Source organism: Streptomyces sp. NPDC057474 (genome assembly GCF_042802555.1).
In the GTDB taxonomy this organism is placed as follows: domain Bacteria; phylum Actinomycetota; class Actinomycetes; order Streptomycetales; family Streptomycetaceae; genus Streptomyces.
In genome coordinates this window covers 1-9,779 of the sequence record NZ_JBHVDX010000303.1, presented here as the reverse complement: position 1 = coordinate 9,779, position 9,779 = coordinate 1, and the positions used below count along the sequence as shown (strand labels likewise).

Annotated in this window: 6 protein-coding genes and 1 pseudogene; 4 read left to right on the top strand and 3 right to left on the bottom strand. The window is 69.6% G+C overall.

Annotation, left to right across the window (positions count from 1 at the left end):
- The first annotated feature begins 156 nt into the window (after positions 1-156).
- The 4 genes from ACFU53_RS43590 (at position 157) to ACFU53_RS43575 (ending at position 5,450) form a co-directional block, all read left to right on the top strand.
- Positions 157-1,029 (top strand): LysR family transcriptional regulator, encoded by an 873-nt coding sequence (locus tag ACFU53_RS43590; RefSeq protein WP_384005350.1) that lies wholly within the window; start codon positions 157-159, stop codon positions 1,027-1,029.
- 139 nt (positions 1,030-1,168) lie between these two features.
- Positions 1,169-3,553, top strand: coding sequence for an arylsulfatase (locus ACFU53_RS43585; protein ID WP_384005348.1), 2,385 nt, complete (start codon positions 1,169-1,171; stop codon positions 3,551-3,553).
- Positions 3,550-4,434 carry a formylglycine-generating enzyme family protein gene (locus ACFU53_RS43580; protein WP_384005346.1) on the top strand — a complete coding sequence of 295 codons (885 nt, stop codon included), beginning with the start codon at positions 3,550-3,552 and terminating at the stop codon, positions 4,432-4,434. The genes ACFU53_RS43585 and ACFU53_RS43580 overlap by 4 nt, the downstream gene beginning before the upstream one ends.
- A gap of 44 nt (positions 4,435-4,478) precedes the next feature.
- Positions 4,479-5,450 (top strand): ABC transporter substrate-binding protein, encoded by a 972-nt coding sequence (locus tag ACFU53_RS43575; RefSeq protein ID WP_384005344.1) that lies wholly within the window; start codon positions 4,479-4,481, stop codon positions 5,448-5,450.
- A gap of 79 nt (positions 5,451-5,529) precedes the next feature.
- Here the strand turns inward: ACFU53_RS43575 and ACFU53_RS43570 are convergent.
- From ACFU53_RS43570 to ACFU53_RS43560, 3 genes and pseudogenes are all read right to left on the bottom strand, one after another.
- Positions 5,530-5,763 (bottom strand): annotated as a pseudogene (locus ACFU53_RS43570) (sarcosine oxidase subunit gamma family protein); the annotation flags it as partial.
- 63 nt (positions 5,764-5,826) lie between these two features.
- Positions 5,827-6,693, bottom strand: coding sequence for a bifunctional methylenetetrahydrofolate dehydrogenase/methenyltetrahydrofolate cyclohydrolase (locus ACFU53_RS43565; protein WP_384005342.1), 867 nt, complete (start codon positions 6,691-6,693; stop codon positions 5,827-5,829).
- A gap of 123 nt (positions 6,694-6,816) precedes the next feature.
- The gene (locus ACFU53_RS43560) at positions 6,817-9,255 is read right to left on the bottom strand and encodes an FAD-dependent oxidoreductase (protein WP_384005340.1); all 2,439 of its coding nucleotides are present in this window, start codon (positions 9,253-9,255) and stop codon (positions 6,817-6,819) included.
- Positions 9,256-9,779 lie beyond the last annotated feature (524 nt).

Below are 9,779 nucleotides of genomic sequence, written 5' to 3'. Positions count from 1 at the left end.
GTCCGTCACGGTCGACGGACCGGGCGCTTCGCTGCTTCCAGGTTTCCAGCAGGCGGGGATCACTCACCCGGCCGGGCCGGGGGACACTGTTCCCGCCACTCGTCCGTCCGGGGCGGGCGGTGGCGCCGGGATGCACGGTGAAGCGACGGAGACCCGATGGAACGACGCCAGCTGGAATACTTCGTCGCCGTCGTCGAGCACGGCGGATTCACCGCCGCGGCCGGTGCGCTCCATGTCGCTCAGCCCTCGCTGTCGCACGCGATCCGATCCCTGGAGCGTGAATTCGGCGGAGAACTGTTTCACCGGCTGCCGCACGGCGTGGCCCTCACCGCGGCAGGCGAGGCGCTGGTGCGACCGGCCCAGCAGGTGCTGCGTGACCTGTCCACGGCCAGTTCCCTGGTGCGGGAGGTGCTCGGGCTCAGCGGCGGTCGGCTCGACATCGTTTCGCAGACGACCCTGTCGGTCGACCCCCTGGCGGGCATGCTGGGGCGCTTCCATCGCGCGCATCCGAAGGTCTCCGTGCGCGTGGTCGACCCGGAGCGGGGCCCTGCCGTGGCGCAGATGGTCGCGGCGGGGCTCTGCGAACTCGGGCTGGTGGACGCCTCGGTGACCACGGCGGACCTCCGTGGCATCGACCTGCCGGAGCAGGAGATGCACATCGTGCTGCCCACCGACCACCCTCATCCGGCAGGCGACACCATCACCTCGCGGGAACTTGCGGCTCTGGATCTGATCGTGACGCCGCCGGGCACCGAGACCCGGGCCGCGGTGGACGACGTGTGCACCGCGCTGGGGGTCGCACCGCGGATCGCGGTGGAAACCGCGCACCGCGCGATGATCGTGCCGTTGGTCCTCGCCGGCGTCGGCGCCGCCCTGTTGCCCGCCTCCATGGCCCGGGACGCCGCGCTGCGCGGGGCCCGGATGCTGTCCCATCGGCCGCGACTGCTGCGCCACGGCCGGCTGGTCTGGCGATCGGGCCCGCTGTCCCCCGCCGCCCAGGCGTTCGTGGACCTGGCGTCCGTCCAGTAGGTATAGAAGTTCTCTATCGCCTTCATTCAAAACCGGTTCGCAGGAATTCAAGGCGCCTTGTTGACCGGCCTGAGCAGCGGCTGAGACTTTTACCGCATCGCAGGCCGGCGCATTCCGGAGCAGCGAATCGGAGAAATAAATGACCCAGTTCGACGCCGGACGGCACGTACTTCCGCGACCCGACTCCCGTCGGCCCCTGACGACCGCGATGGACGTCCACGACCAGGAGACCCCCTTCGCCCCCATCGGCCCGGTCCCTGCGCCCGAGGGCGCGCCGAACGTGGTGATCGTGCTCGTCGACGACCTCGGCTTCGGCACCTCCAGCGCGTTCGGCGGGCCGTGCGAGATGCCGGCCGCGGAACGCCTCGCGGACAACGGGCTGCGCTACACCCGCTTTCATGTGACGGCCCTGTGCTCGCCGACCCGGCAGGCCCTGCTGACCGGGCGCAACCACCACTCGGTCGGCATGGGCGGCACCACCGAGATGACCACCGCGGCCCCCGGATACAACGGGTTCCGGCCGCGCAGCGCGGCGACCATGGCCCAGATCCTGCAGGGCAACGGCTACAGCACGGCCGCCTTCGGCAAGTGGCACCAGACGCCGCCACGGGAGATCAGCGCGGTGGGGCCTTTCGACCGCTGGCCGACCGGGGAGGGTTTCGACACCTTCTACGGGTTCATGGGTGCCGAGATGAACCACTGGTATCCGCTGCTGTACCAGGGCACCACCCCCGTCGAGCCGGACCGCCGGCCCGAGGACGGCTACCACCTGTCCGAGGATCTCGTCGACCACGCCATCGACTGGGTGCGCACCCAGCGCACGCTGACCCCGGACCGGCCGTTCTTCACCTACCTCGCGCTGGGTGCCGCGCACGCTCCGCTGCACGTCGGCCGCGAGTGGCAGGAGAAGTACGGAGGACGGTTCGACCACGGCTGGGACCGGCAGCGCGAACTGACCCTGGAACGGCAGAAGGAACTCGGCGTCGTACCCGGGGACGCGGCACTCGCCCCCTGGGCCGATGGTGTCCCGCACTGGGACCAACTCAGCGACAACCAGCGCCGGTTGGCGGCCAGGTTCATGGAGACGTTCGCCGCCTTCACCGAACACGCCGATGTGCAGGTCGGCAGGTTCGTCGACGCCCTGGACGAACTCGGCGTTCTGGACGACACGATCGTGCTCTACATCCTCGGCGACAACGGCGCATCGGGTGAGGGCGGCATCGAAGGGACGATCGTCGAGCACCGGCTGGGGCACGGCATCGTGGACGACCCGGACGAGATGATCGGCCACCTCGACGAGATCGGCGGCCCGCTCAGCTACCCGATCGCCCCGGCGGGATGGGCGCTGGCGCTGAACACCCCCTACCAGTGGACCAAGCAGGTCGCCTCGCACTTCGGCGGCACTCGGGACGGCATGATCCTGCACTGGCCGCGGGGGGTCCCCGAGCGCGGCGGGCTGCGGCACCAGTTCTCGCATGTGATCGACGTACTGCCGACGATCCTGGACTGTGTGGGAGTTCCGGCGCCGTTCAGCGTCGACGGGGTTCCCCAGCAGCCCATCGAGGGGACGAGCATGCAGCGGACCCTCGCCGACCCCCGGGCGCCCGAGCATCGCCGTACCCAGTACTTCGAGATGTGCGGCAACCGGGGCATCTACCACGACGGCTGGATGGCGGTGACCCGGCACGGCATCCCCTGGGAGATGGTGCCGGAGGGGGACCGAAGGTTCGCCGACGACGTCTGGGAGCTCTACGACCTCAGCCAGGACTGGAGTCAGGCGCACGACCTCGCCGCCCAACACCCGCTCAGACTGCGGCAGTTGCAGGACCTGTTCCTGATCGAGGCGGCGAAGTACCAGGTCTTCCCCCTGGACGACCGGGTCACCGAGCGGGAGAACCCCGCCGTGGCCGGCCGTATCGATCTGATCGGCGACCGGACGTCCGTCACCTACCGCGCGGGAATGCGGCGGTTCACCGAGGAGACCACACCCAACGTCAAGAACCGTTCCCACAGCATCACGGCCGACGTAGACCTGCCGGAGAACCTACCGGAGAACCTGTCGGAGAAGGCGGCCGAGGGCGTGATCATCGCGCAGGGCGGCCGGTTCGGCGGCTGGTCCTTGTACGTCACCGCAGGCAGGCCGGCCTACGCCTACAACTACTTCGGCATGAATCTGTACACGGTGCGCGGGGGCGAGCCCCTGGCACCGGGGCGCCACGAGATCCGGCTCGAGTTCGACTACGACGGCGGAGGGCTCGGCAAGGGCGGGACCGCCGTACTCCTGGTGGACGGTGAGAAGCACGCGACCGGCCGGATCGAGCAGACCATCCCGTACTACTTCTCCTTCGACGAGACGCTCGACGTCGGCGTGGACCTGAGCACACCGGTCACCGACGACTATCCCATTCTCGACAACGAGTTCACCGGGACCATTCACACGGTGCGCATCGACCTGGACGACCGGAGCGCCGAACCGTCCGAGTTCGACGGCGGGCTGCACCGGCGCGTCATGGGGGCCCAATGAGCTGCTGCACGCCGTCCGGTGGCCGGGCCCCGGGCCGGGCGCCGGGACCCCGGCTGTCCACCGTCCTCCCGGCGGCCACCGAGGGCATGGTGGCCGTCCCCGCCGGCGAGTTCCTCATGGGCAGCGAGGACCCGCTGGCCTACCCGGCCGACGGGGAAGGGCCGGTGCGCACGGTGCACGTGGACGCGTTCTGGATCGACGCCTGCACGGTGTCCAACGCACAGTTCGCACGCTTCGCCGCCGACACCGGGTACCGCACCTCCGCCGAGCGGATCGGCTGGTCGTTCGTCTTCGCCGGGTTGCTCCCGGACGACTTCCCGCCGACCCGGGGCGTGGTGGGCGCGCCCTGGTGGCGGCAGGTGGAGGGCGCCGACTGGCGTCGTCCCGACGGACCGCACTCCACCTGGGAGAACCGGGCGGATCATCCGGTCGTGCATGTCGACCGGGACGACGCCCGCGCCTACTGCGCCTGGGCCGGCAAACGCCTGCCCACCGAGGCGGAATGGGAACGCGCCGCCCGAGGGGGACTGCACGCGAAGGTGTTCCCCTGGGGCGACGAGTTCGAGCCGGGAGGCCGTCCCCGGATGAATGTGTGGCAGGGCGACTTCCCGAACCGGCACCCTACAGCCGACGGCTGGTACGGCACCTGTCCGGTCGACGCCTTCGAGCCGAACGCCTTCGGCCTGTACAACACCACCGGCAACGTCTGGGAATGGTGCGAGGACCTCTTCTCCCACGGGCAGCAGCGTGTCGCCAAGGGCGGCTCCTACCTGTGCCACGCGTCGTACTGCCGCCGCTACCGGGTCGCCGCGCGGCAGGGCCTCGTCCCTGACTCGGCGACCGGCAACGTGGGTTTCCGGTGCGCCCTGGACATCACATGACCGCTTTCGACTCCGTACTTCGACTCCGCGCAAGGAGCAGGACCATGGCACAGCGAGCAGGACGGTGGCGTTCCGGCGCGGCGGGGGTGGCCGTGCTCGGTCTCGCCCTGACCGCCTGTGGTGGGGCGAAGGTCGGCGACGACTCAGCCGCGGGGGGCGGCAGTTCGGGCAAGTGCGGCACCTTCAACCTCGCGGTCAACCCGTGGGTGGGCTACGAGGCCAATGCGGCGGTCATCGCCTACGTCGCGGAGACGGAGTTCGGCTGCAAGGTGGTCGAGAAGGACCTGAAGGCGGAGATCGGCTGGCAGGGGTTCGAGACGGGCGAGGTCGACGCCATCGTGGAGAACTGGGGCCACGACGACCTGAGGAAGAAGTACATCACCGAGCAGAAGACCGCCGTCGACCTCGGCTCGACCGGCAACAAGGGGATCATCGGCTGGTACATCCCGCCGTGGATCGCGAAGAAGTACCCGGACATCACCGACTGGAAGAACCTCGACAAGTACGCCTCGAAGTTCAAGACCTCCGAGTCGGGCAACAAGGGCCAGCTCCTCGACGGCGACCCGTCGTACCAGACCAACGACGAGGCCCTGGTGGAGAACCTGAAGCTGGACTTCAAGGTGGTGTACGCGGGCAGCGAGACCGCACTGATCCAGGCGTTCCGGGACGCCGAGAAGAACAAGAAGTGGGTGATCGGCTACTTCTACGAGCCGCAGTGGTTCTTCTCGGAGGTGCCGCTTGTCCACATCGAGCTGCCCAAGCACACGGAGGGCTGCGACGCGGACCCGGCGAAGGTCGCCTGCGACTATCCGGTGTTCGACCTCGACAAGATCGTCAGCACCCGGTTCGCGAAGTCCGGCAGTCCGGCCTACGACCTGGTGAAGAACTTCAGGTGGACCAACGACGACCAGAACACCGTCGCCAAGTACATCGCGCTCGACAAGATGACACCGGAGGCGGCGGCGAAGAAGTGGGTCGCGGCCAACCCGGACAAGGTCAAGGCCTGGCTCGGGTAGCACCCACGACTACGGAGCGGAGCGCCGCCTCCCTGCCGGCGCCCCGAAAGCCGAGGGTGCTCACCCCGACCAAGGTCGTTCAGATGTCCTCCGTCGCCGCGTCCAGCAGCCGGTCCGTCAGGTACCCGGCGAAGGATGAGCGGATCAGTACCCAGAAGCCGGAGCTGGGTTCGTCGCGGGCGACCAGAACGATCTGGGTGCGCCCCAGGGTGGTCTGGGCACAGCGTCCGGCTCCGAAGGCGCGTGGGTGCAGGTCCAGGGCGCAGCCGTGGGACAGGAGGTCGCGGGCGCGTGGGCCTGCGACGAGGAGGGTGGGAGTTCGGCGCCAGGCGTGCGAGGGCTCATCGGACGGCTCCGTCCTCGGGAAGGGGCAGGTTCATACGGCGTTCGCGTTCGCGTTGCTCTCGGCAGCCTCGACGACGTTGGCGAGGAGCATCGCCCGCGTCATCGGTCCCACGCCCCCGGGCATCGGCGCGAGCCATCCGGCGACCTGGGCGGCGTCCGGGTGCACATCGCCGACCAGCCCTTCGTCGGTGCGGGTGATACCGACGTCCAGGACGGCCGCGCCGGGGCGCAGCATGTCCTTGGTGATCAGCCCGGGCGAGCCGGCCGCCGCGACGACGATGTCCGCCTCGCGTACGTGCCAGGCCAGGCCCTTGGTTCCGGTGTGGCAGAGGGTGACGGTGGCGTTCTCGGACCTGCGGGTGAGAAGCAGACCGAGGGGGCGTCCCACGGTGATGCCGCGTCCGATCACACAGACCCGCGCTCCGGCGATCGGCACGTCGTACCGGCGGAGCAGTTCGACGATGCCGCGCGGGGTGCAGGGCAGCGGGGCCTCGACACCGAGGGTGAGCCGGCCGAGGCTGACGGGGTGCAGGCCGTCTGCGTCCTTGGCCGGGTCCATGCGTTCCAGTACGGCGCCCGCGTCCAGGTGGCGCGGGAGCGGGAGCTGCACGATGTAGCCGGTGCAGGCCGGGTCGGCGTTGAGCTCGTCGATGACGTCCTCGACCTGCTGTTGGCTCGCGTCGGCGGGCAGCTCGCGCCGGATCGAGGCGATGCCCACCTGGGCGCAGTCCCGGTGCTTGCCGCCGACGTAGGCACGACTGCCGGGATCGTCACCGACCAGGACGGTACCGAGACCGGGCGGACGACCTCCGCCCGTCGTCAACTTGGCGACACGATCGGCAAGTTCGCGGCGAATGGCCGCGGCCGTCGCCTTCCCATCAAGCAGCTGTGCGGTCACCGACGGTACTCCTTTCGAAAACCTGCGCTGCAGCGCCCCTCAAGGGGCGCGGGGAACTGCGCGACCAGCCACGACAAACCCGCAGCCGCCCAACAACCCGTCCCGGCACCCCGTTCGAACCCCTCACCCACGAAGACGGGACATCGTCGGATCGAACAACGGCTCCTCGGCCACAACCGCCTCGACGCGCTGGTCGAAGTACCCGATGTGCAACGTGGTCCCAGGCGCCGCCAGCTCCGCCGGCAGCCACGCGTAAGCGATCCCCTTCCCGATCGTGTAGCCATAGGCCGCACTCGTCACGTAACCAACGCCCCGCTCACCGTCGTACACCGGCTCCTTGCCCATGACGACCGCCTGCGGGTCATCGATGGTGAGGCAGGTCAACTTCCGCCGTACGTCGGCCTTGCGTCGCTCAAGCGCCGCCTTGCCGATGAAGTCGCCCTTGTCGGGCTTGACGGCGAAGCCGACGCCGGCCTCGTAGGCGTCGTGCTCGTACGTCATGTCGGTGCCGAAGGAGCGGTAGCCCTTCTCCAGGCGGAGGCTGTTGAACGCGCCGCGCCCGGCGATGACGCCACCGAGCGGCTGGGCGGCGGCCCACAGGGTGTCCCACAGCTTCTGTCCCAGGTCGGCCGTGGTGTAGAGCTCCCAGCCGAGTTCACCGACGTACGACAGACGCATGGCCGTCACCGGGACGGAGCCGATGTGGGCGCGCTTGGCGCGGAAGTACTTCAGGCCGTCGCCTGAGAAGTCCTCGTCCGTCAGGGGCTGGAGGACCTTGCGGGCGAGCGGACCCCACAGGCCGATGCAGCAGGTGCCGGGGGTGATGTCGCGGACCTGCACCGTGCCGTCGGCGGGGAGGTGGCGGGTGAACCAGTCCAGGTCCAGGTTGCCGTTGGCGCCGACCTGGAAGACGTCACGGGCCAGCCGGGCCACGGTGATGTCGCTGCGGATGCCTCCGTCGTGGTCCAGCAACAGCGTGTACGTCACCGAGCCGACGGACTTGGCGACCTTGCCGGTGACCAGTCGCTCCAGGAAGTCGGCGGCACCGGGGCCGGTGACCTCCAGGCGCTTGAGGGCCGTCATGTCGTACATCGCGACGGTCTCGCGGGTCGCCTGGGCCTCGGCGCCGACGATGGGCGACCAGTACCGCGCGGCCCAGTCGTTCGGGGTCGGGATGTTGCGGCCTTCGACCAGCCCGGCGTTGGCCTCGTACCACTGCGGGCGCTCCCAGCCGTTCGCCTCCAGGAAGACGGCGCCGTGTTCCTGCTGGCGGGCGTGGAAGGGGCTGGTGCGGATCGGGCGCGGCTTCCCGGAGGGCTGGAGGGGGTGGAGGATGTCGTAGACCTCGACGAAGTTCTGGCAGTCGCGGGCCAGGACGTACTCCGGGGACAGTTGGTGCGGCTCGAAGCGGTTGACGTCGCACTCGTGCAGGTCGAAGGAGGAGCAGTGGCCGTCGACCAGCCATTCGGCGACGGCCCGGCCCACGCCCGCCGAGTGCGTGACCCACACGGCCTCCGCGACCCAGAAGCCCTTGACGTCCGGGGATTCGCCGAGGAGCGGGTAGCCGTCGGTGGTGAAGGAGAACAGGCCGTTGATGCCCTCCTCGATCTTGGCCTCGGCCGTCGCGGGCAGCAGGGACTGTGTCTCGGTCCAGGCGTCGGCGAAGTCGTCCTCGGTGAACTTCAGGACCGACGGCATGTCGTCGGCCTCGTCCACGGAGAGGATGTCGTCGGCGGTGATGGGCATCGGGCGGTGGCCGTAGTAGCCGATGCCGATGCCGTCGAAGCGGTCGCGGTAGTAGAGGTCGGCGTCCTGGTGGCGCAGGATCGGCCGGACCGCCTCCTCGGTCTGGCCGGCCAGCGCCGGTACCGGGCCGGTCCAGGCGAGCTGGTGGGCGAGCGGGGTGAGCGGGAGGTTCATGCCGACCATGCGGGCGATCTTCGGGCCCCAGATGCCGGCGCAGCACACGACGATGTCGGCGGGGATCTCGCCCTGGTCGGTGAGGACGCCGGTCACCTCGCCGTCGGTGTGCAGGACGTCGAGGACCTCGTGACGGGCGAGGAAGTTCACACCGCGCTCGGTGGCCCGGCGGATCTGTGCCTCGACGGCGAGGACGGCCTTGGCGAGGCCGTCGGTCGGTACCAGGAGGCCGCCGAGGACCTTGTCGCGGTTCACCAGCGGGTGTTGCTCGACGCACTCGTCGGCGCTCAGCAGGCGGGACTCGATGCCCCAGGCGGTGATCCAGCCGTGGCGGCGGTGCAGTTCGGTCAGGCGCTCGGGGGTGGTGGCCACTTCGAGGCCGCCGACCTGCAGGAAGCAGGGCTTGCCGTCGACGTCGAGGGAGCAGAACTTCTCGACGGTGTAGCGCGCCAGTTCGGTCATGGTCTTGGAGGGGTTCGTCTGGAAGACCAGGCCCGGGGCGTGTGACGAGGAGCCCCCGGTGGCGGGGAGCGGGCCTTGGTCGACCACGGTCACTTCGGTCCAGCCGCGCGCGGAGATCTCGTCCGCGAGGGCCGCGCCAACGACGCCCGCTCCGATGATGACCACTCGGGGTCCCGCCATCGCCGCACCTCCGATTGAGAACCAGTCCAGCCGGTTCAGTTGCTGTCTGCGCAACATGGTTCAGGTTGCGCAACTCAATGTGCCTGTCTCGGGAAGAGGGTGTCAAGGGGCAGCGCGGTGTGTGCAATAGGGCGGTTCAACTCGATCGCGTGATGGTCGACTTCCGGGCCTGCGGCGTCCTGGTCCGTTCGGGCCACGGGGTCGTGCGATCCGGGACACCGGGTACCGCGCCGGCGTGCGGGGCCCCGCTCCACCGAGTGATGGTTCGGGGCCTCCCCGTCGCCTCTGGCCGTGCCCGTCTGGCCAGGTCGTAAGGGAGCCGGCCTCCCGGGTTCGGACCACGGACAGGATCCGTGTCGCCGCCCCGGGGTCGAGTACGCCGGGGACCAGTACGCGCAAGACCGTTCGGGGCGTGCGCCTGAGCGGACGCACTCCTGCTCAGTCCACAGGAACGGTCCGTGACCTCGCAAAGTAGCCGGAAACACGGCAATGCCCGGTGGGCGGTGCACACCTGTGCGCACCGC